Genomic DNA, 20,503 nt, shown 5'->3' on the forward strand with positions numbered 1-20,503 from the left:
GGCGTCCTCTCAGCTTGTCCGGGTAGCGGTGAAAAACTTTGTACGCAGCAATGTTTCGAATGATCGAGGTACTTCCCCGAACGGCCTGCCGTATCCCACGGCCGCCTCCACAAGGTCGATTCCCGCCACGGTCCAGCCTCTTTCAGCAAGCCACGACGTGGTATCCCGCCGGGGATCGTCGTACCAGAGTTCGGACACCTTCGGCTGACCAGGAGAATCTGCATGCGACGGCATATCCCGTTCAAACTGTGCAATCTCCCCGGGCAAGGGACCCAGCTCGGCAGCGATCCGGCTTCCGGGAGCCGACAGCTCATGCAACTTCTCGAAAAGTGCGTCCTGCGCCACCCCGGGCAGGTAGGGCAACAGTCCTTCCAGAGCCCATGCGGTGGCCTGTTCGGGATCGAACCCGGCCCCCACCAACGCATTCGGCCAGTCATCACGCAGGTCGACGGCCACCGGCACCCGACCGGCCGCCGGACCAGCATCCGCCCCGGCTAGTACCTGATCTTTGAATTCGAGAACCCGCGGTTGGTCCACCTCGAAGACGGTCGTGCCCGTGGGCCAGGGCAATCGGTATGCGCGGGCGTCTAATCCGGCGGCCAGAATGACCACTTGCCGCACCCCGGCGCCGGCCGCATCGGCAAAGAAGTTGTCGAAGAATCGTGTCCGCACACCGACCCAACCGGCATTGGCACCGGCGAGGCCGCTGATGTCTCCGGCGGCCACGGCTTGGGCCAATTGCGGTTCGCCGGCGGCGGCAACGAACTTCTCGGCGTACTCGTCGTGTGCCAGTGGCGGATCCAGTTTCGCGTCGAGTGCTCGAGCGGCCGCGACTGCCAGCGCGGTGTAGCCGACGCTCGTGACGATGTCCCAGGTGTCTCCGTCGGTGCGCGCCATGGTCATGCCCCCAGAGATGCGGTGAAGTACCGGCTCTGCCCCATGGCATCCGTCAGCTCATGCTCACCGGCCAACGGAGCTCGGTTGTACCGCTTCAGCAGTTCACCCGCCGTGGTGGCCTCCACGGTCCAGCCGTGCCCGGTCAGCCACTGCGCCGGATCCTCGCGCTCGTCGGCGAACCAGAGGCTCGACGGGGGTGCGTCCTCCTCAACGATGCTCTTGAAGATCCGGCGTAGTGCGCCGTCTTCGTTCTCCATCGCGCTCGACATCCGATCTGCCTGGGTACCGGGGGCACCGAAATCCTCTACGGCAACACGGCTTCCGGCTGCGGACAGCGTGACAATGCGCTGGAACAGCAGGTCTTGCGCGGTACCGGGCAGGAACGGAAGCAGCCCTTCGGCCAGCCAGGCCGTCGGCTGGGTGGGGTCGAAACCCGCTGCTGTGAGCGCCTCCGGCCAATCGTCGCGGAGGTCGACGTGCAGGTCGTGGACGGTAGTCGTGGCCCGCACCCCGTGCTCGTCGAGAACCTGTTTCTTGAACTCGAGCACCTTCGGAAGGTCAAGCTCATAGACCGTGGTGCCCGGCGCCCAGGGCAGCCGATACCCGCGGACGTCGAGGCCCGCCGCCAGGATCACCGCCTGGCGCACACCCGCATTTCCCGCAGCCAGGAAGAACTCGTCGAAGTACTTCGTCCGCGCCCCCAGGTAACTCGAGAACAGCTGCACGTCGGGCTCCTGGGCGACAGTGGGGTCCTCCAGGAGCTCGGAAAAGATCGGCGCCTCGGTCTTGGTCGCAGCCACAAAGTGCTGCGCATAGTCGTCCCGCGCAAGCGGCTCTGCCTTACGCGCCTCGACAGCACGCATGGCAGAGACGATGAGCGCAGTCGCGCCCACGCTCGTCACGATGTCCCAGGTGTCACCTTCGGTTCTGGCCACAGCAGTGTCTCCCATCAAACGTGCATGTCAGGTGTGCATACATCTAAAAATGCAGGTCACGGGGTTTTACCCATGAAAAGTTTGCACAACTAACTACAGTACGCCGATTGACTGGGAGCGCCACTGATCCTTTTCGAGATGACAGATACGAGTGGGCTACTTGCCCTTCCAGACGGGTGCACGCTTCTCGGCGAACGCCTGCGCGCCCTCCTTGGCGTCCTCGGAGACGAAGATCGGCATGAGGATCTCGCCCTGCTTGGCGAAGGCTTCCTCAGGGGCCCAGCTTGCCGACTCGATGACAATGCGCTTGGTGGCCGCGACGGCTAGGGGCCCATTGGCGGTGATCTTGGCAGCCAACTCCAGCGCGGCCTCCAGTGCCTGACCATCGTCGACGAGCCGGTTGATGAATCCGTACCTGGCGGCGTCCTCCGCGGTGAACGAGTCTCCGGTGAGCGCCAACTCCATGGCTACCTGGTACGGGATTCGCTTCGGCAGACGCAACAGGCCGCCGGCGCCGGCCACCAGACCGCGTTTGACCTCGGGGATGCCGAACTTTGCGCTCCGGCCGGCCACCACCAGATCACAGGACAGCACGAGTTCAGTGCCGCCTGCCAGGGCGAAGCCCTCCACCGCGGCGATGATCGGCTTACGCGGCGGCACATTGGTGAAACCAAGGCCGCGCTCGGACAGTACCGCCTCGCCGCTTACGAATGCCTTGAGATCCATTCCCGCACAAAAATTTCCACCCGCGCCGGTGATAATGGCGACGGACAGGTCGTCGGAGCTGTCCAGCTGATCCGCCGCTGCGGCGAGCCCCTGGCTGACGGCCCTGTTTACCGCGTTACGCGCGTCCGGACGGTTTATGGTGATCAATAGGACACGGTCACGCTGTTCGATCAGGACTTCGTCGGCCATGACATTCCTCCAGGTGGTCGGTGAGTTTGTTTCTTGATGCTAGCCAGTAGCCGGAATCAGGCTGCGAGCCACCGAAAGTAGCCTCGGAACACCCTGGTCCAGCTCGGCGAAGAAGGGGTCGTCGGTGGTTCCGGCGAGATGGCGCTGATAGGACACCTCCAGCAAGGTGGCGAGCTTCCACCCACCCAGCACCTGGTAGTAGATCAAATCCTCTGGTGTCCAATAGCTTTGGTCGCCAGTTCGGGCTCCACGGTAGGCCTCGGCGATCTCGACGTGCGAGGGGCAACCCTCTTGTGCGGTCACCGAACCGGTGAGCTCCGACATGGCGACCTCCCCTCCCGGCTCGGGGGTCATGTACAGCAGATATCCCAGGTCCGCCAGCGGATCGCCGACGGTCGCCATCTCCCAGTCCAGCACCGCGGTAATCCGCGCCGTGGCCGCGTCGACCAGCACGTTGTCCAGCTTGTAGTCGCCGTGCACGACTGCCGCGGGGCGGTCCCCCGGATAGTTCTGGGTGAGCCACGCGGTAATGGCCGTGTGATCCTCCAGATCACGGCCGGTGGGCAGCTCCTTGATGGACTCCCATTGCCCACCCCAGGTCTTCAATTGTCGTGCTAAGTAACCCGATTCACGACCCAACTTGGCCTCCACCAACCGCATCGGGTCCGCATTGTGAATCTCGGCCAATGCGACCGCCAGATCGAGCACCAGCTCCCGGCGCGCCGTGCCGACGAACCACTCCGGCGAGACGTCCCTGATCACCTCGCCTTCCTGACGCTCCATCAAATAGAACGGGGCGCCGAAGATCTCCGCATCGGTGCTGGCCAGCGTCACGCGCGGAACCCGCACCTGGGCCGCGCTGAGCGCGTCGAGCACCCGGTACTCACGCATCACGTCGTGCGCACCGGCCTGCAGCCGTCCGAACGGTGGGCGCCGCATAATCCACTGCACACCAGAGCTTCCCGTGACCACGTAGGTCAGATTCGAATGTCCGGCCGAGAGCCTCCGGACGCTGACCTCCTCCCCCAGCTCGCGGTTGAGGTACTCCAACAGGCTCGCGGGAATGGCATCGGCATCCAGCGACACGTCGCCGGCGGGGCCTTCGGGTGAAGCGGACACGTCCTTGTGCATGGGTCATGTTTACCTGACGGCACAAACGATCAGTGAGGGGCCGGGACATTCCTTAGCAGTTCGCGCTGCCAACTGGGCCGATGTCCCCCACTATTGGTGTCCAATGAACCTCTCTACCCGCCTCATCGTCATGAACTTCCTGCAGTTCTTCGTGTGGGGAGCCTGGCTGTTGACGCTCGGGGCGTACTGGTTCAACGCGAAGCACTGGTCGGGAGCGCACTTCGGGGCGGTCTTCTCCACCATGGGTATTGCCGCGATCCTGACGCCGCCGATCATGGGGGTGATCGCCGACAAATGGGTGAACGCCGAAAAGCTCTACGGGATCTTGCATCTGGGCGGAGCCGCAGCGCTGTTCAGCCTCCCCCAGGTGAACAGCCCCACCGTCTTCTTCTGGGTTCTGCTGCTCAACATGCTGTGTTACATGCCGTCGCTGTCCCTGGCCATCACCGTTGCCTTCAACGCCCTCAAGGATGCCGGCAAGGACACCGTCGTCAGCTTCCCGCCGATCCGCGTGTGGGGCACCGTCGGATTCATCGCCGCATTACATACGGTGAGCCTGCTGAAGCTGGAAACCTCGGCCGGCCAATTCTACGTCGCCGGAACTGCGGCGCTGCTCCTGGGGCTCTACGCGTTCACGCTACCCAGCTGTCCCCCGAAGCTGGACCGCACGCGCAGCACCACATTCGCCGACAGATTCGGCCTCACTGCCTTCACCCTGTTCCGTCACCGCAATATGGCCGTCTTCTTCGTCTTCGCGATGCTCCTCGGCGGGGCGCTGCAACTCACCAATGCCTACGGCGACACGTTTCTGCACGACTTCGCCACCATCGACGAGTACAAGGGCCTTTTCACCGTCGAACATCCAGCGATCATCATGTCCATCTCACAGATCTCCGAGACGCTGTTCATCCTGGCCATCCCATTCTTCTTGCGCCACTTTGGAATCAAGGGGGTCATGCTCATGAGCATGACCGCTTGGACATTGCGCTTCGGGCTGTTCGCCTATGGCAATCCCGGCGCCGGGCTCTGGATGATCGTGTTGTCCTGCATCGTCTACGGCATGGCCTTCGACTTTTTCAATGTCTCAGGCCAGCTGTTCGTCGAGGACCAATGCGACCCCGCGATCCGGGCAAGTGCGCAGGGCCTGTTCATGTTGATGACCAATGGGGTCGGCGCCATGCTGGGCAGTCTCATCAGTGGAGCCGTCATCGAGTACTTCTTCACCTATCCGGATCAGAGCAAGAACTGGCATGGCATCTGGTTGAGCTTCGCCGCGTACTCGTTGGTGGTCACGATCGCGTTCTTCCTGCTGTTCCGCCACAAACCGGGCGAGAACGCCGTCAAAAACGCGCCCGCTACCGTGGGGGTGTGACGATCTCCAATGCTGAATCGACCGCCTCCCCCGCAGACAGCCCTGTGGAGGGCATCTGGAACTTCCGGGACGTCGGCGGCGCGGATTCACCCGTCACCCTCAGACCTGGAGTGCTGTTTCGGTCTTCTGAACTAAGCGGCCTGACCGCGGCGGGCGCCCAGACACTGCGCACCCTCGGCATCACTGATCTGTATGACCTGCGCAGCCCCACCGAGATTGCACGCACCGGTTCTGATCGGGTGGACGACGCAATCCGCGTACACGAGGTTCCCTTCGCTACCCCGGCTGCCGGGGAGGAGCGCGCTCCGCATGAAATCGCCTACCGGCAGATGATGATCACGAGCATGACTTCGGGCCATGGCCCGGATCCGGCATCCCAAGTGGAGTTCATGCTGGCCGAGTACCGCCGGTTCGTCGAACTCCCCGGCACGCTCGTCGCCCTCAAGGCAGTGGCTAGCCAACTTGCAAGCGGTGCAACAGCTTTGGTGCACTGCGCGGCAGGCAAGGACCGTACCGGTCTTCTGATCGGCGTGTTGCTGCACACGGTAGGCATCGACTATGCCGATATCGCCGCGGACTACCTGCGCAGCAATGCGGCGATCGGCGCGATGCGGGCCCATATCTCGGCACAGATGGCTGCCGCCGAACCAGAGCTGGCGCAGACCATGGCCGCGATGCTCTCCGATGAGGTGCTCGGCGTTCGCGAGGAATACCTCGACACCGGATTCAGCGAAATCGCAAAGCTTTTCGGGTCACCCGAGGCGATGGTCACTGCTGCCGGAATCGACGACGATGGCCTTACGGCACTGCGGAAAGCACTGACCTAGAAGACGATTCAGATCAGTACGGCACCCAGCCAGATGCCTGCCGATACCATCGCGCCCACCATCTCGATACCGATCGAGGTGGCGACCGCTTTCACAGCCGTGACGGTCGCGGCCCACGCCTGCTTCTGGCTGCTGCGGCGCAGGAATTCCGCGAGGTAGATACCGAGCACGAAGCCGATCACCAACCCAACCACCGGGATGACAAAGAACCCGATGATCGCCACGACGCCGCCCAGCACCAGGCTCAGCGTGGGCACTCCTGCCTCGCGCATGCGCGCAGCGGGCCATACGTATTTCACCACCGTGGTCACGACGGCCAGTGCCACCACAATGCCAAGGACCACCCAGGCTTTGGCGGTCGATTCGACGAGGGCCCACGCCCCGATGGAGAGCACCACCAGCGTGGTTCCGGGAACCATCGGCACCACGATGCCGACCATCCCGATGGCTATACCCAGGGCGACGAGTAGCAGTCCGCCGACACTCATCAGGGGGGCGGCTAAGTCAGTTCGACATCGCTGGCAAGCCAGCGTCCGTCGACCTTCTCCATGGTTATCTGAACGCGGCTACGGTCCATGCGCGCATCCGGAACCGCCACATTGGACACTGCCTGATCGATGAACATGAGCACCTCGACCTTGTCGGGCGTCGCCGACTTCACCGCGGAATCGACCACAACACCCGTTGCCTTGGCCTTGTTCTCGATCATGACCTGGCGCAGCGTGGTGCTGGACTCGGAGTACTTCTGCTTGAAGTCACCGGTAGACCTGTCCAGCGTCTTGCTGGAACTCTCATCGAGTTTGGCACTGTCCACGTTGATCATGACGTTGGCGAATTCCTGTGCCGCGGCCAGTGCCTCACGAGACGACCGCTCCTCGATGCGCTGCTCTTCGTAGAGCCGCCCGATGATGGCCGTCCCGGCGGCGATCGCAATGACCACCAATGCGGCCGCGGTCAAGGCCCAATGGCGGGCGCCGAACCGCTTCGGGCTCTGTTCCTCTTCGTCGGGTTCGAGGCTGATGTCCTCGTCATCGACGTCCTTGGAATCCTTCGAGCCCTCGGCGTCCTTCGAATCCGTGGAGTCTTTCTCAGATGCGTCCGCGTCGAGGTCAGCGACCTCTTCTGCTGCAGCTTCCGTTGCCTTGTCCGCCGAGGATTCGACCTTCTCCGCATCCGAGGTCACCGCAGACTCATCCGCGTTCTTGGCGTCCTTGCCGGCAACGTCATCTGCCATGGTTGTGCTCCTTGCGCGTGTTGCTTGGTACCGGTCCGAACGTACCTAGCGTCCGGTAGGTGGAGTATTACCGAAACCGGGTGGCGGCGCAGGTGCATCGGGAGGCAGAGGCGCATCCCCGGGAATCGGCAGAGGCCACTGCGGTCCACCATACGGCGTCGGAATACTCCACTTACCGCGCGGCGTCGGATCGGACACCTTGGACAGATCGGCGTTGGGCGGCGGGCCCGCGGTGTCGTCGTCGGCCGGACGCGGAGCGTTGCGAGCACCGCGCACCAGCATCGCCGGGTCCGGATTGGCACAGTACGTGGAGTACAGCGCCGGTTCGTAGAAGCTGGCATCCGAGACGGGCTTGCGCGGTGTCGCGTAATCACATGTGGGTCGCGGATACAGCAGGTCCGCGAGCGCCCAGATGGCGCCATCATGGAAGATCGTCGCCGCGCTCTCCAGCGCCGACCCACGCACCTCGGGTCCAGGGAACAGCGCGTTGAGCGCCGGGACGCGCACGTAGTTCAACTGAGCGACCGTCGCGAGATTGCCCAACAGCTGCACCATGGTGTCGGAGTTGTCGGTGAAGAGATTGTCCACGCTGTGCAACGTCTGCGGGGCGCGCCCGAGCAGCGTGCGGAAGCCGCCATCCATCTTCTTCAACCCGCCGAAGGTGCTCCCCAGCTGCTGGCCGGTCGCATCCAATCCCGCATTGAGGTCGACGAGCGTCGAGAAAGTCACCTTGCTCGACTTCAACAGGGTCACCGTCTCCGGCAACACACCATCAAGGGTCGTGATGAGGAAGGTGCCGCCGTCGAAGATGTCGCCAAGCTTCTCCGGGCCTTGCGTGCTGACGCCGAGTTCCTTACGGATGGTGCTCAGCTTCTCGGTATCAAGCTGTGCCAGTAGCCCATCGGAATCGGCCAGCACCTGCGCCAGGGTTATCGGAGTGGTCGCCTGACCCAGCGCAACCACGCTGTTGTTCTTCAGAAATGGGCCGTCGTTCGTCGTCGGCCGGAAGTCGAGGTACTGCTCACCAGCGGGCGATAGTCCGGAAACCCGCACCTCGCTGTTGACCGGAAGCTTCACGGCGCCGTCGATCGCCGCGGTCGCGACCACGCCGCCCTTCTCGAGATTGACGGACTGCACCCGGCCGATCGGCACTCCGCGCAGCGTCACTTCCTGATTCGGCAGCAGCCCACCGGATTCGTGCAGCTGCACCTTCACCTGGTACTTGGACTCGATCGGATTGACCTTCAGAGTCCCGAACATCACGTAACCGACGCAGATGACGAGGATGGCCACCAGGCCCACTACGGACAGCCATTTCCAGCTGCGCTTGAAGACATCCGACAGCGCAACCAGCCCTCGCGAGAGCGATTCCAGCAGACCGTGGGACTGGGTGGGTCCCGTCGCGGGGGCGGTCATCGGCCCGGTCCCGGTTCGGGCGCAGGTGCCGGCGCGGGAGCAGGCTCCGGAGCAGGCGGCATGGGCGGGTTCGGTCCCTGACCCACGACGCGTTCCTGCAACCGGTACAGCGAGTACTTGAAGCTACCGACCAGATAACCCCAGTCGGCCTGCTTGGGGCCATGGAAGGTCGGATCGCCCTTGTATCCCGCGTCGGGCCAGTTACCCAGCGCGAGCTTGGCCATGTTCACATCGACGGCCAAGGCGCTACCCGCATTCGCCTTCACCAGCACCGGAAGCAGCCGGTTCAAGGCGACCAGGCTGGTGTCAGGGCTCACCGCAATGTCGTTGAAGCCCCGCGCAATCGAGTTGAAATCGGCGATCATGCTGCGAGAGTCGGTGCCCTGGATCGACGGGAACTTCGCCAGCTGATCGGAGATGTGACCAGCGGTGTCGGCGAGATCTCCGACCTGGTCGGGATCAACAGCCTTCAACGCCGGCGCACCGGCCTCCAGCAGATCGTTGATGGTCTTCTCCCGAGCCGACAGTGTCGCGGCCAGCTGAGAAGTCCTGTCCAACGAGTTCTGAATCTGTGAGGACCTGCCGTTGAGCGTGCCCATCAACTGATCGGACTGCTTCACGATCTCACCAAACACGATGCCGTTACTGCCATTACCGCCAGAAGACTTACCGAGCCCGTTCACCACGTGCGTCAGATTGCGGATGACGCCACCGTTGACCAGCACGGCAGCGGAGGCCAGCACACCTTCGACGGTGGCCGCCGACGACGTGTTGTCCAGATCCAGCGTGCCGCCATCCTTGAGGAGCTGACCAGTGACCTTGGCAGGCGGAGTGACCGCCACGAACACATCGCCCAATGGGGTGGCCGTGCGCAGTTGCGCCGTGGTTCCGACGGGCAACCGCACGCCTTCGCGGATACGCAGCTGGACTACCGCGACATAGTCGACAGCTTCCATCGACTCGACCTCGCCGACGTCGGCTCCGCCGAGACGCACCTTGGCCTTCGCGGGAAGGTTGAGCGCGTTGGCGAATCGCGCGGTCAGCTGGTAAGACTTCGAGCCCATGTTGGGGGCCGGAAGCGGCAGGCTGTCGAGTCCCGGTGGGGTGCACGCAGATACAGACAGCACACCGGCCGCGGCCAGCGCGGCGACTCTCAGCTTGGAAACCTTCAAGCGGCTCATCACTGCCCCATCCTGGCCATGCCGTCGAGCATGTAGGTCAGTCCGAAATCGGGTCCGTAATCGGCTGGCGTTCCGGTGCTGCAGCCGAGCTGCCGCAGACCCATCATGTTGCAGATCTCCTTGGTGAACTGGCTCTCGAAGAGCAGCTTGTCCAACAGCGGGTGCAGGCGGATCGACCCGTTCACCGGGTCGATGACTCGGTCCACGTTGTCGAGCGTCAGCGGCAGCAGATCCAGAGTTTCCTTGAGTTCACGCTGGTTGTCGGTCAACGACTGCAAGGTGACATTGCCGTTTCCGATGAGGCCCTTGATGACGTCGCGGTTCTTCTCGAGGAGTTCGGCGGTGCTCTTCAGCACCTCGTTGGCCTTGCGGCCGGTGTCCCCGGTGCCGAATCGCTCGGCGGCCAGCACGTCCGCCGTGCCGTGCACCGCGGAACCGAACTGGCGAATCGCCTTGTCGTTCTCCCCCATCGCGTTCACCAGCGAGCTCACGCTCTTGATGATCGTGGTGAGCTGATCCTTGGTCTCGGCGCCGTCGGTGGTCATCTTCAATGCCTTCGACAGCTCATCGAGGGCGGTCTTGACCTGTTCACCGTTACCCGAAGCGGCTTGCGCGCCGATGCTGACCAGGTCAGCCGCCGGCCCGCCGCCCTTTCCGTCGCCCTTCATCGCCGAGGCGAGCTTGTCGACAGTGGCAAGTACGCGGTCAAACCCCACGGGCGTGCGAGTGCGGTCGAGCGGAATGACATCGCCATCCTTGAGCACCGGGCCCTCGGTGTACGGCGGACTCAACGCCACATGCCGATCGGTGAGGACCGAGCTGGTGAAGGCGGCGGCAATGACATTCGCCGGTACCTTCACGTCCTTGTCGACGTTGAACTTGACCTCGACATACGTGCCCTTGGCCTCTACCGATTCGATGGCGCCCACCGGCAAGCCGAGTACCTCGACCACATTGCCGACGAAAAGGCCAGAGCCTTCATCGAATTGGGCGGTGACGGAGATCTTGTCGTCCACCACACCGGCCTTACGCAGCCCCAGGTAGCCACCAATCGCGGCGGCAATCACCAGCACCGAAACCACACCGATCATGAAGACGCGGCGGGCGGTGGACCCCTGCTGTGTCACGTTCACGCTCATGCGCAGTCCTTGAAGTACTCGAGCAGACCCCATTGCTCCGCGCGGCTGCTGATCGCGCACATCCAGTTGTCCACCACCAGACCGTTGGTCAGGTTGATGTTCATGGAGTACGCCGAACCGGTGGCATTGGTCAGGTTCCTCAGCGGGACGGGCAGGATCTGCAACAGGTTTCGTACGTAGTCGTCATGGTCGCTGGCCATCGCCGTGACTTCCCGCAGCTGCTGCAACAGTTTCTCGAATGCGGGCCGGTCCTTGACGACGACCTTGCTCAGCAGGTCGACCACCTTGGTGATCGAGGCCATCAGGCGCTGGAACGATGCCTTACGGGATACGAACTCTCCCAATAGGTCCCGCCCCTGGAAGACCAGGTGCCCGAGGTTGGCCTGTTGCCGATGCAACGTGGCGGTGACGGTGGACGCACTCTTGAGCAACTCGCCGATCTGCGTGCGGCGGGTGGAAACAATCCCCGAGAGTTCCTTCAGGTTCTTCATGGCCTCGGGCAGCGCCTCGGGCAGCCCCTCGAGCTGCTTGGCCAAGATGTCGATGGACTGCGCCAGCTTGGTCGTATCGACCTGTTCATAGGTGGCAGCGGTGTCCGCGAGCAGCGCCTGCAGGTCGTATGGCACCTCAGTGTGCGACAACGCGATTCGCTTGTTCGGAATGGCCCCTGCACCGCGCGGCCGCAGCTCGACGTATCGCGAACCGAGCAGCGTGGTGGTCTTGATCGCGGCCTGGGTCTCGGCGCCCAGCTTCACCTCATCCCGGACGCGCATGTCGACGAGGACCTTGGTGCCATCGAGCACAACGCTTTTGACCTCGCCGACATCAACCCCGGCGACACTGACGTAGTCGCCCTTCTTGAGCTGTGCCGCCTGCGCGAACTCTGCCTTGTACCGGGTGTATCCGAAGCCGATCTGGCGGAACAGCAGCATCGACGCGATGATCGCCGTAACGACACCGACGGCGATCATGCCGATCCAGAACTTGCTGCGGTCTTCTAGCCTGCGTTCACGGGGGCTCATTCGATCCCTCGGCATTTCGGTGTGTACTTCGCGACACCACCGTGCGTGGCGTGCCGGACAATGGCGGGCACCAGGTCATTGAGGCCCGGGAAGAATCCGTTGATGTTCAGCTGGCAGGCATACGAATTGCCGTACGCACCGTCTTGCATCGTGCGGGCCAGTCCCTTCAGAAGCAGCGGCAGGTTGGAGCCCAGGAAGGCGAACTGGTCCTTGTTGGCAAGGATGTGCGCTGCAGTGCCCGGCTCGCGATAGACGAGCTCCTGCAACTGCGGATACACGTTGTCGCCGATGGTCTGGATCCGGCTCACAACATGCGTGGCCGAACCGATGGACGAGACCAGGCTCTGGCGGCGGTTATCCAGCTCCCCGACGACGTTCTGGCTCTGCACCACGAGCTGGTCCAGATTGTCGTTCTGCTTGGCGACGTTCTCCAGAACCGTGTTGAGGTTCTCGATGAGCCCACCCAGCGACTGATCGCGCCCGGCAAAGGATTTCGTGATCTCGGTGGTCTGTGCCACCACATGGGCCAGCGCGCCCCGGTCACCGGCGAAGGCGTCGATGAGCCCGTTGGACAGGTTGTCCACCTGCTTCGGATCCAGCAAGGTGAACAGCGGCTCGAATCCGTTGAGCAGCGCGCCGACATCGAAGGACGGCTCTGTGCGCTCCACGGGAATCACGCTGCCTTCGGGCAGGCGCTCCGGGCTGCCGTCCAGACCACGAGAGAGCGAGATGTATCGCTGTCCGATGATGTTCTGGTAGGTCACCGAGACGATCGAATTGCCATACAGGTTCTGGTTGCTCTTCACCCGGAACTTGAGCTTGGCCAGCGAGCCGTCCAGTTCGATCGAGTCGACGCGGCCCACACGCACACCCGCGATGCGCACGTCGTCGCCGACGCGCACACCCGTGACATCGGTGAAGATCGCGCTGTAGCTCTTTGTCGAGCCCGTGGTGTCGCGGCGCAGCGTGCCGTACACCAGAGTCGTCACGCCGATGGCGAACACGACGAATAGCGATAGTCCGATCACCGCGGCCCGGAAGTTCTTCATCGTCCGCCTCCCTCGACCGCATTGGGCTGTACCGAATCGCGGCTCACCGAAATCGTGGTCCCGCGAGCCACCGGGCCTAGCAGCAGCTGCTGCGAGGCGCTGGGATCTCCGCCCAGCGCCTTGCCGAGCTGCGCGCGCTCCATCGCGCTTCCGACCGGCCCGACGTTCCCTCCGAAGGAGGCCGGTGCCACTCCGGCAGGTGCCGGGTTAGGTGGCGGGCCGAACGGCGGCAGCACCGGGTTGGCGGCCCGGTCGACTTCCTGTGGGTTGGGACCCGTGCCGTGCAGCATGATGTCGGCTGCGGTCGGCGGGAAGATGGTTCCCGGGGGTGGCGCGATATCCGGCGGCGGCTTGTAGCTGCCAGGCTGCAGCACCTCGGGAATGTCGATCCACTGGCGGGTCTCCGGTGCGGTGGTGCAGCTGGGTCCGGCTAGCTCTCCGTACCGCGGGCAGTCGTCGCGCACATAGGTCCACGCCGGGCTGAACGACAGGATCAGGTTCAGGCCCAGGACCTGACGGCCGGGATCCCAGCCGTTCTCGAAAATCGCGTCCGACAGCACCTTGATGCGCGACGCGATCGGCACGAACTGGCCCGAATGCTGTGCCAGGACACCGACAACGGGCGTCAGGTGCGTACCGATCCCGATCATCTGGTCGATGTGGTTATCGATGGCAGTCGAGGCGGTGCCCGCGGTGTGCAGACCGGCCGAGAGCAGCCCCCGCACATCGGATTGCTTCTGGGCCAGGGTGCGCAGCGGCACCAGGGCGTTCTCCAGGTTGTCCAACAGTCGCGGTGAGGTGGTGCTGAGCGCCGCCGACACCTTCTCCAGCGCCGCGATCGTCGAGGGATCGTTCGGGCTGGCAGACACGATGGCGTTGAACTCGGTGAGGATAGATTGCAGCCGGGCGCCGGAGGTCAGCAGCTTGTCGCCGCGTCCCTGGGTGGCTTCGCCGAAGACCCCGATCAAGCCGATCGGTGCATCGCCGCGTTGCCGCTCGGTGGCGGCAAGCACCTGACGCAGCTTGTTCGTGGTGGTCTGGAACAGCACGGTCGGCAGCTTGGTGTCCTCGGTGATCACCGCACCGTCGCGCAGTGCGGCACCATCGCCGTTATCGACCAGCTGCACCGACGACACCGCGAACACGTTGCTCGGCACCACCCGCGCGGTGACCGTGCTCGGAATGCCGCTGGCGTGCTCGGACTTCAGGTCGATGTGCACGATGTTCGGCTTGCCGTCTTCGGCCGGCGTCACCGACGTGACGGCGCCGACGAGCATGCCGCGGAATTTCACATCGGCACGTTCGGGCAGACCGTCACCGACGTTCATCAGCTGCGCGTTGACCTTGACGGTGTCTTCCAGCAAGCCCTTGGACTTGGCGAGCAGTAGCCCGGTCACCAATCCCAGGATGGCCAGCACGGCGATGCCGGAGAGAAGCAGCGCGCGATCGGACCAGCCGCGGCCGCTCGATGAGAATGAACCACCACTCACGTCAACCACCGAACCTTGCGCCAGCGTCGACTCCCCACAACGCCATGGTGAGAAGCATGTTCACGATGATCACGACGGTGATGGCAGCACGCATCGCGTGTCCGGCGGCCACACCCACGCCCTCGGGTCCACCCGAGGCGTTGAATCCGAAGTAGCACTGGATGGTTGAGGCGATCCAGACGAAGACGACGGCCTTGATCACCGAGTAGACGATGTCGGTGCCGCTCAGCATCATCGTGAAGTAATGGTTGTAGGCACCGCCGATCGAGCCGCCGCTGGAGATCCCGACAAGCAGGCGGCACGTGATGTAGCTGATGACCAGGCACAGCAGGTACAGCGGAACCACCGCCACGGTGGAAGCCATCAGTCGAGTGGTGACCAGGTACGGGATGGGCCGGATCGCCAGCGCGTCCAGTGCGTCGATCTCCTCGTTGATGCGCTGAGCACCCAGCTGCGCGGTGAAGCGGCAACCGGCCTGCATCGCGAAGGCGAGGGCCGCCATCACCGGCGCCAACTCACGTGTCGACACCAAGGAGGAGATGAATCCCGTGGCCGGCCCCAAGCCGATGATGTTCAGCAGGTTGTAGGCCTCGATACCGATCAGGGCACCGATCGTGGCACCCAACACCGCGGCCACGCCGACGGTTCCGCCACCGGTGACCAGCGAGCCATTACCCCAGGTGACGTCGGACAGCAGCCGGAAGAACTCCTTGGAGTAGTAGCGCAGCGCGTTCGGGATGGACGCGATGGCCTCCACGAAGAACGCCAGCATGTGTCCGAGCCGCCGAATCGACTGGGCGACCCGATGCCCGGCATCGATGATCGGCTGGACGCCCTTGGGGCGGTATGTAGAGATAGTCATGGCGCGCCCCTATATCCCATGCCTGGGGAAGACCATGACGTACACCTGGCTGACGAGCACGTTGATCAGCATGAGCACCAAGATCGACTCGACGACCGCGGCATTCACGGAGTTGGCGACACCGGCGGGACCACCCTTGGTGGTCAATCCCTTGTCACACGCGACGATGGCGACGATGAGGCCGTAAAGGATCGCCTTGAGCAGCGCCAGGATCAGGTCGTCGACCCGGGTGAACGACGCGAAGGTCGCGACGAAGCTTCCGGGTGCGCCGTGCTGGAAGTAGACGTTGAACAAATAGCTGGCCAGGAAGCCGACAAAGCAGGTGGTGCCCGTGAGGCCGACACCGACGAGAACCGCAGCGGCCACGCGTGGGACGACGAGCCGCCGAATTACCGAGACACCCATGACTTCCATGGCATCTATCTCTTCGCGCATGGTTCGTGACCCCAGGTCCGCGGTGATGGCCGAGCCCACCGCGGAGGCCATCAGCACCGCGGCAACCAGCGAGGCGCCCTGACGCACGATCGCGACACCACTTGCCGCACCTGCCAACGAGGACGCACCGACCTGGCCCGCGAGCAGGGCGAACTGGATCGACAAGGTGACGCCGATCGGAATGGCCACCAGTAGCGTCGGGACCACCGCGCTGCCCGCCATGAACGCACCCTGGTGGATGAATTCCTTCCACGGGAACGCGCGGTGGATGAGGTCCGAGAACATGTACTGCATCGCCCGTACACCGAGGACGATCTGGCTGCCTGCGGTTTCTACCGCCTGCACCGGGTGCTTGCGTACGTACTCCTTGAGGGCGCCGGATACGGCGTCACGAGACGGTGTTGCGGGGCGGCCGGTACCGGCCGTGTCGAAAGTGGTCATCACGCGCTCACGATCGAATGCACCGAATACCCCAGGGCAACACGTCCGTGTGCTGGCTGACCCACGTGATGCCCTCTCGTCCAAACCTCTCGGGCCCACCATCTTCGCTGGTCACAGAGAAAGCACGGCCCAAACTGAGCAGTAACATAACACCTGACTGACGTGATCTACACATCGTCGTAGATCACGGTGAGATTTTGGACACTCTGCTACATGCGCTGTCTAAACGATGGACATATCGCAGGTCGCGATTTCATTGGGCGAGAATAGCTATCACACCGACTGGCGTGCAGTTTCTCACCCTCGTCACGGACCGGCCGAAATGAGCTGTGGCCCCGAGCCTCTAACGCGATATCCCGGTCGGCTAGGCGATAAAGCGCGAAATCGATTCGGCCACACAAGCCGGCTTGTCGACACCTTCGATCTCGACGGTCGTCAAGATCGTCACGTCCACGGCGCCCGGCTTCTGTTCGACATGGGTCACCTCGGCCCGGGCACGCAGTCGCGATCCCACCAGGACCGGGTTGAGGAATCGAATCTTGTTGTACCCGTAATTGATCCCCATCGCGATGTTGTCGACCCGAATCAGCTGGAACTGAAACTGCGGCAGCAGCGACAACGTGAGCAGCCCGTGGGCAATGGTGCCACCGAACGGGCCATCAGCGGCCCGTTCGGTATCGACGTGAATCCATTGGTGGTCACCGGTGGCGTCGGCAAAGGTGTTGACCCGCTCCTGATCGACCACAAGCCAATCGGTGGCCCCGAGATCACCCACCGCGACGTCGGCAATTCCGTTGAACACCTTGGTGGTCACGGAACGAGGACCATCTTCCCGTAGACCTTTCCATCGGCGAAGTCCTGGAGCGCCTGACGGCCCTCTGACAGCGGTATCCGCGCGCTCACCGGCGGCCGCATGCCCTCGGCCACCAACTTCTCCAACCCCGCCTGGGTCTCATAGAGGTAATCCGTATGGGTGCGCAGGAATTCGCCCCAGGCCACACCGATCAGCGAGGCGTTGCGCAGCAGCAGCCGATTCACCTTGATTGTCGGTATCGCACCGGCCGCAAATCCGACGACCAACAGCCTGCCTTCGGAGGCCAGGGTGCGTACCGCGTCGTCAAAGGCGGGCCCACCGATGGGATCCACCACCATGTCGACACCGACACCGCCGGTCGCCTCGCGCACCGCCTTAGCCCAGCCATCCTCGAGGGGCAGGACGATATCGGCACCGACACTCTTGACGAATTCCGTTGCGGCGGTCCGGTTGACGACGGCGATCACCTTGGCCCCCAGGCCCTTGGCAATCTGGATGGCGGCAGTTCCGATACCGCCGGCCGCGCCGAGTACCAGCACCGTCTCCCCCGCACGCAGTTGTCCACGGCGGGCGTACGCGAAGTACATCGTGTGGTAGTTCGCGATGAGGGCGACGGCCTCGGCATCGTCTAGCTGCGGGGGCGTCGGAAGAATGTTGGATGGCGCCACTGCCACCCGTTCGGCATACCCGCCAATGAAATTGAAGGCCATCACCCGGTCACCGGGGTTGATCCCCGAACCCGCGGGTGCCGACCGCACGACCCCGGCGGTTTCGATACCTGGGACGAACGGAGGTTCCATTCGTAACTGGTACTCGCCCTTGGTCATCAGGTAGTCGGGAAAACAGACTCCCGCGGCCTTGACGTCGACGACCACGACGTTGTCACCGCGCGGCTCCTCGACATCGGTGTAGACCAGCCCCTCTGGGCCCGACAGCGACTGCGCCTGTACGGCTTTCATGCGAGCGAGGGAGGGCCGGCCTTGACCGCATTCGACAGATCCGCGATCTGCGACCACTTCTCGGCGACCTCGTCGACGGTGGGCGGGGTCTCGAAGTCCGCACCGGCGTTCTCGAACAGTGCGACGCGTTGCACCTTGCCGCCACCGACGACGAAAACCGAGCCGTTATCGGTGCTTTCCTCGGTGCACAGGTATCCGACAACCGGGGCGACGAAGGACGGTGGCAGCTTGTCCAGCACAGCCTCCGGGGCGATGTCGGCTGTCATCCGGGTGGCCGCGATCGGCGCGATCGCGTTGGAGTGGATGTTGTACTTGGCGCCCTCCAACGCGAGGGTGTTGATGAGCCCAACGAGTCCCAGCTTCGCGGCGCTGTAGTTGGCCTGCCCGAAGTTGCCGAACAGACCACTGGTCGAGGTGGCGACCACGATGCGGCCGTAACCCTGCTCGCGGAAATGCGGCCATGCGGCGCGGGTGATGTTGTATCCGCCGTACAGGTGAACCTGTTGCACCGCATGCCAACTGTCATAGGTCATCTTGTGGAAAGTGCCGTCTCGCAGGATGCCGGCGTTGCTGACCACACCGTGGATGGCGCCGAACTCGTCGACCGCGGTCTTGACGATGTTGGCGGCGCCCTCTTCGGTAGCGACACTGTCGTAGTTGGCAACGGCGCGGCCCCCGGCCGCCTTGATCTCGTCAACCACGCTATCGGCCATGGCGGACCCGGCACCGGATCCGTCTCGGGCACCACCCAAGTCGTTGACGACCACCGAGGCGCCCTCGCCAGCGAGGGTGAGCGCGTACTCACGGCCCAGGCCTCCACCGGCTCCGGTCACGACAATTACCCGGTCTTGCACTCCCGGCATGCAGAACTCCTAATTCACTTGGCACTTCATTGGGTTGCTGAATGATATGGAGGACGAAAACTACAACTACATAAGCTTTTTCATCAGCTTAAGGTTCTTCTCCAGGTACGGCGGGTACGGAAGCTTGAGGTCCATCTTGGTGCTCTTGTACAGAGTCGACTTGAGGTGACTGAACTCGTCGAATCCGGCCTTGCCGTGGTAGGCGCCCATACCGCTGGCACCGACCCCGCCGAAGGGCAGGTTCGGGATGACGGCGTGGTACAGCAGATGATTGATCACGGTGCCACCCGCGGGCACATCGTCGATGAATCGGTTGCCGATGCGCTTCGACTCCGTAAAGGCATAGGCTGCCAGCGGCTTTGGCCGCGAATTGATGAAGTCGATGGCGTCGTCAAGGCTGTCCGCCGTCAGCACCGGAAGGATCGGGCCGAAGATCTCATTCTGCATGAGCGGCTCGTCAGCGCTGGGATCAACAACGATCGTCGGCTCAATGGTCAGCGCGGACGCGTCGGAGGCACCGCCGGTGGCGACCTCTCCTTCGGTCGCGGCCAGGTAGCCCACCAGACGATCGAACTGGCGCTGGTTCACCACGCGCAGTCCCTTGGATTCCTTGTCCGCCTGGAAATCTGCCCATGCCGCGGTGATCTTCTCGACCAGCTCGTCGCGAACCGCCGGATCCACCAGGACATAGTCGGGAGCCAGACACACCTGACCGGAGTTGAGGCCCTTCATGTATCCGATGCGGCGGGCGGCCACTTCGATGTTGGCATCGGCGGCGACGTAGACCGGCGACTTGCCACCCAATTCCAGTGCGACCGGTGTCAGGTGTTGTGCGGCGCCTTCCAGAATGCGCTTGCCGATCTCGGTGCCGCCGGTGAACAGAGCCTTGTCAAAACCCTGCGCCAGCAGTTCCTGTGTCACCGACCCGTCGCCCTCGACAACAGCAACGGCGTGCGGGTCGAGGTACTGCGGAATGAGTTTGGCCATCAACGCCGAGGAAGCGGGCGCGATCTCCGAAGGCTTGATGGCCACGGTGTTGCCAGCGGCCAACGCGCCGACCACGGGACCCAGCGTCAGATACAGCGGGAAGTTCCACGCACCGATGACGAGCACCGTGCCGTAGGGCTCCGGTACCGACCATGCCTTGGCCGGTTGCTGTGCCAACGGAAGACCCCGTACCCGCTTGCGTCGCATCCAGCGCCGCAAGTTCTTGCGCGCATAGACCACCTCGACAACCGACCCGACCACGTCGGCGATCCAGGCCTCGGCCGACGAGCGACCCAAGTCCTCGTGCAATGCGGTGGCGATCGCCGCCTCGTTCTCGGAGAAAAGTCGCTCCAAGCCGACGAGCTGCGCCTTGCGCCAGTGGTACTCGCGGGTCCGGCCTGTTGCGAACGTCTCCCGCAGGCCCCGGACGATCCCCGGAATGCGGGAAGGCTCGGACGCAGCGTGCTGGTCGGCAGGCGTAGAGATCTCGGTGGTCATATCCGTTCCTCTCGATGGCACGCTCATCAGTGAGTG

Annotated in this window: 20 protein-coding genes; 2 read left to right on the forward strand and 18 right to left on the reverse strand. The window is 63.6% G+C overall.

Annotated elements, in window-relative coordinates:
* Positions 1 to 9: 9 nt before the first annotated feature.
* The 4 genes from RHO23_RS19745 to RHO23_RS19760 form a co-directional block, all read right to left on the reverse strand.
* Positions 10 to 897 (reverse strand): SAM-dependent methyltransferase, encoded by an 888-nt coding sequence (locus tag RHO23_RS19745; RefSeq protein WP_070921219.1) that lies wholly within the window; start codon positions 895 to 897, stop codon positions 10 to 12.
* A gap of 2 nt (positions 898 to 899) precedes the next feature.
* Positions 900 to 1,832: a class I SAM-dependent methyltransferase gene (locus tag RHO23_RS19750; protein ID WP_064410491.1), complete on the reverse strand. Its 933-nt coding sequence runs from the start codon at positions 1,830 to 1,832 to the stop codon at positions 900 to 902.
* 156 nt (positions 1,833 to 1,988) lie between these two features.
* Entirely contained in the window at positions 1,989 to 2,747 is a 759-nt protein-coding gene (locus tag RHO23_RS19755) for a crotonase/enoyl-CoA hydratase family protein (protein ID WP_064409925.1), read from the reverse strand.
* A gap of 39 nt (positions 2,748 to 2,786) precedes the next feature.
* On the reverse strand, positions 2,787 to 3,878 hold the full coding sequence (locus tag RHO23_RS19760) for a phosphotransferase family protein (protein WP_057967137.1): 1,092 nt from the start codon (positions 3,876 to 3,878) through the stop codon (positions 2,787 to 2,789).
* Positions 3,879 to 4,008: 130 nt separating this feature from the next.
* On the opposite strand from RHO23_RS19760, the gene RHO23_RS19765 reads away from it, so the two are divergent.
* Positions 4,009 to 5,250 carry a nucleoside permease gene (locus RHO23_RS19765; protein WP_234798263.1) on the forward strand — a complete coding sequence of 414 codons (1,242 nt, stop codon included), beginning with the start codon at positions 4,009 to 4,011 and terminating at the stop codon, positions 5,248 to 5,250.
* Complete coding sequence (locus tag RHO23_RS19770) at positions 5,247 to 6,077, forward strand: tyrosine-protein phosphatase (protein WP_070941598.1); 831 nt, start codon at positions 5,247 to 5,249, stop codon at positions 6,075 to 6,077. Before RHO23_RS19765 ends, RHO23_RS19770 begins: the two co-directional genes overlap by 4 nt.
* An 8-nt stretch (positions 6,078 to 6,085) precedes the next feature.
* Here the strand turns inward: RHO23_RS19770 and RHO23_RS19775 are convergent, their stop codons facing one another.
* From RHO23_RS19775 to RHO23_RS19840, 14 genes are all read right to left on the reverse strand, one after another.
* Complete coding sequence (locus RHO23_RS19775; protein WP_057967135.1) at positions 6,086 to 6,565, reverse strand: DUF456 domain-containing protein; 480 nt, start codon at positions 6,563 to 6,565, stop codon at positions 6,086 to 6,088.
* An 11-nt stretch (positions 6,566 to 6,576) separates the two neighbouring features.
* Positions 6,577 to 7,311, reverse strand: coding sequence for a hypothetical protein (locus tag RHO23_RS19780; protein ID WP_057965552.1), 735 nt, complete (start codon positions 7,309 to 7,311; stop codon positions 6,577 to 6,579).
* 45 nt (positions 7,312 to 7,356) lie between these two features.
* Positions 7,357 to 8,727 (reverse strand): MlaD family protein, encoded by a 1,371-nt coding sequence (locus RHO23_RS19785; RefSeq protein ID WP_030097431.1) that lies wholly within the window; start codon positions 8,725 to 8,727, stop codon positions 7,357 to 7,359.
* The gene (locus RHO23_RS19790; RefSeq protein ID WP_030097432.1) at positions 8,724 to 9,908 is read right to left on the reverse strand and encodes an MlaD family protein; all 1,185 of its coding nucleotides are present in this window, start codon (positions 9,906 to 9,908) and stop codon (positions 8,724 to 8,726) included. The genes RHO23_RS19785 and RHO23_RS19790 overlap by 4 nt, the downstream gene beginning before the upstream one ends.
* The gene (locus tag RHO23_RS19795) at positions 9,908 to 11,047 is read right to left on the reverse strand and encodes an MlaD family protein (protein ID WP_057967132.1); all 1,140 of its coding nucleotides are present in this window, start codon (positions 11,045 to 11,047) and stop codon (positions 9,908 to 9,910) included. The genes RHO23_RS19790 and RHO23_RS19795 overlap by 1 nt, the downstream gene beginning before the upstream one ends.
* Positions 11,044 to 12,069 (reverse strand): MCE family protein, encoded by a 1,026-nt coding sequence (locus RHO23_RS19800; RefSeq protein ID WP_057967131.1) that lies wholly within the window; start codon positions 12,067 to 12,069, stop codon positions 11,044 to 11,046. Before RHO23_RS19800 ends, RHO23_RS19795 begins: the two co-directional genes overlap by 4 nt.
* Positions 12,066 to 13,118, reverse strand: coding sequence for an MCE family protein (locus RHO23_RS19805; RefSeq protein ID WP_030097435.1), 1,053 nt, complete (start codon positions 13,116 to 13,118; stop codon positions 12,066 to 12,068). Before RHO23_RS19805 ends, RHO23_RS19800 begins: the two co-directional genes overlap by 4 nt.
* Positions 13,115 to 14,608 carry an MlaD family protein gene (locus RHO23_RS19810; RefSeq protein ID WP_030097436.1) on the reverse strand — a complete coding sequence of 498 codons (1,494 nt, stop codon included), beginning with the start codon at positions 14,606 to 14,608 and terminating at the stop codon, positions 13,115 to 13,117. The genes RHO23_RS19805 and RHO23_RS19810 overlap by 4 nt, the downstream gene beginning before the upstream one ends.
* Position 14,609: 1 nt before the next feature.
* On the reverse strand, positions 14,610 to 15,470 hold the full coding sequence (locus RHO23_RS19815) for an MlaE family ABC transporter permease (protein ID WP_070941599.1): 861 nt from the start codon (positions 15,468 to 15,470) through the stop codon (positions 14,610 to 14,612).
* Between the two features lie 9 nt (positions 15,471 to 15,479).
* Positions 15,480 to 16,346 (reverse strand): MlaE family ABC transporter permease, encoded by an 867-nt coding sequence (locus RHO23_RS19820; RefSeq protein WP_030097438.1) that lies wholly within the window; start codon positions 16,344 to 16,346, stop codon positions 15,480 to 15,482.
* Positions 16,347 to 16,710: 364 nt separating this feature from the next.
* A complete protein-coding gene (locus tag RHO23_RS19825) occupies positions 16,711 to 17,160 on the reverse strand; it encodes a MaoC family dehydratase (protein ID WP_030097439.1) in 450 nt (149 codons plus the stop codon).
* Positions 17,157 to 18,119 carry an NADPH:quinone oxidoreductase family protein gene (locus RHO23_RS19830; protein ID WP_030097440.1) on the reverse strand — a complete coding sequence of 321 codons (963 nt, stop codon included), beginning with the start codon at positions 18,117 to 18,119 and terminating at the stop codon, positions 17,157 to 17,159. Before RHO23_RS19830 ends, RHO23_RS19825 begins: the two co-directional genes overlap by 4 nt.
* A complete protein-coding gene (locus tag RHO23_RS19835; protein WP_057967128.1) occupies positions 18,116 to 18,982 on the reverse strand; it encodes an SDR family oxidoreductase in 867 nt (288 codons plus the stop codon). The genes RHO23_RS19830 and RHO23_RS19835 overlap by 4 nt, the downstream gene beginning before the upstream one ends.
* A gap of 66 nt (positions 18,983 to 19,048) precedes the next feature.
* Positions 19,049 to 20,467 carry an aldehyde dehydrogenase family protein gene (locus tag RHO23_RS19840; protein ID WP_057967127.1) on the reverse strand — a complete coding sequence of 473 codons (1,419 nt, stop codon included), beginning with the start codon at positions 20,465 to 20,467 and terminating at the stop codon, positions 19,049 to 19,051.
* Between the last annotated feature and the right edge of the window lie 36 nt (positions 20,468 to 20,503).

This window comes from Mycobacteroides sp. PCS013 (assembly GCF_049532645.1).
GTDB classification, from domain to species: domain Bacteria; phylum Actinomycetota; class Actinomycetes; order Mycobacteriales; family Mycobacteriaceae; genus Mycobacterium; species Mycobacterium gwanakae.